The following is a 1,412-nucleotide window of genomic DNA, read 5'->3' as shown; positions in this document are numbered from 1 at the left end:
GCAACGACGGATGCCGACGGTCACCTCGGGTTCGGTGCCGCGCTGCAGGCCGGCACCATCGACACGGTGCGCACCTGGACCTACGACGCGGACGGGCGAGTGCTGACATCGAAGGGCTCGCGCACGGATGTCAACGACGCATCGAGCCTGGACTACTACGCCGACACGAACGCAGATCACACGAAGGGCGACCTGCGCAGCATCACCAACGCGAGGGGGCAGGTGACCACCTTCGACCGGTACAACAAGTACGGTCAAGTGCTGCAGAGCACCGACGCGAGCGGCGTGGTGACGGTGAACACCTACGACCTGCGGCAGCGCTTGCTGACGAACACGGTGGGCGGCGAGACGACGACGTATGGCTACGACGAAGCCGGTCAGCTCAAGAAGGTGAGCTTCGACAACGCCACCTGGGTGGGCTTCGACTACGACGATGCGCACCGGCAGGTGGCGGCCTACGACAACAAGGCCAACCGCATCGACTACGTGCTCGACAACGCCGGCAACCAGACCGATCAGCGCGTGAAGGATCCGTCCGGCGCACTCAAGCGAGGTCTGGCCCGGGCGATGGATGCACTGGGCCGTGCACAACAAAGCACGGGCAGGGAGTGAGGACATGAAGAAGACGATGAAACGCAACCTGATCGCCGCGGCGGCTGCGGCCTTGCTGACCCATGCAGCGGTGGCCCAGGTGGCACCCCCGCCGGTGTCACCGACCCCGGTGACGACCTACGAATACGACGCCGAGGGCAACCCGACCAAGGTGACCAAGGCGCCGGACGGCCTGAACCTGCAGAACAAGGCGAGCTACGACGCGCAGTACCGCGTGAAGGAGCTGACCGACCCGAAGAACGGCAAGACCACGATCGAGTACGACGGAGGCGGCCGACCCACGAAGGTGACCGACCCGCGCAACCTGATCACGCAATACCCGCGCAACGGCTTCGGCGATGCGACGCAGCTGATCAGCCCGGACACCGGCATCACCAACATCACCTACGACTCCGCGCGAAACCTGAAGACGCTGACCGACAGCCGAGGCGTGACGCAGACCTACACGTACGACGAGCTGAACCGGCCCACCAGCCTCATCTACACCCAGAGCGGCCAGCCGAGCCAGACGGTGACGTGGACCTGGGACCTCACCGGCCCGGACTACCCGTACAGCATCGGCCGCCTGAGCCGCACCGATCACCCGAGCGGCTTCGCCCGCGTCAACTACGACCCGCGGGGCCGGATCACGGAGGCGGTGCAGGCGGTGAACGCCAAGGCCGGTGCGAACACCGTTCCGATCGTGACGACGGTGAAGTACGCCTATGTCGTGGTCAAACCATTTCGGACACGTCAATGAGTTGGGTGGGTTGAATCTCAGTGAGTGTGTTCGGCGTGTCGCTCATGCTCGACAGGCGAGC

1 protein-coding gene and 1 pseudogene are annotated in these 1,412 nt (G+C 65.1%); both read left to right on the top strand.

The window, feature by feature from the left end:
* Window positions 1–612 (top strand): annotated as a pseudogene (locus BUE42_RS31380) (RHS repeat protein); the annotation flags it as partial.
* A 4-nt stretch (window positions 613–616) separates the two neighbouring features.
* Window positions 617–1,351, top strand: a complete 735-nt coding sequence (locus BUE42_RS31375; protein WP_159445537.1) for an RHS repeat domain-containing protein — start codon at window positions 617–619, stop codon at window positions 1,349–1,351.
* Window positions 1,352–1,412: the final 61 nt, after the last annotated feature.

This window comes from Rhizobacter sp. OV335 (assembly GCF_900142965.1).
In the GTDB taxonomy this organism is placed as follows: Bacteria; Pseudomonadota; Gammaproteobacteria; order Burkholderiales; family Burkholderiaceae_C; genus Rhizobacter.
This window is presented reverse-complemented; position numbering and strand designations above follow the sequence as displayed.

Coding starts and splice junctions, on each gene's coding strand:
- BUE42_RS31375 (WP_159445537.1), top strand. CDS start 617: ATGAAGAAGACGATGAAACGCAACCTGATCGCCGCGGCGGCTGCGGCC.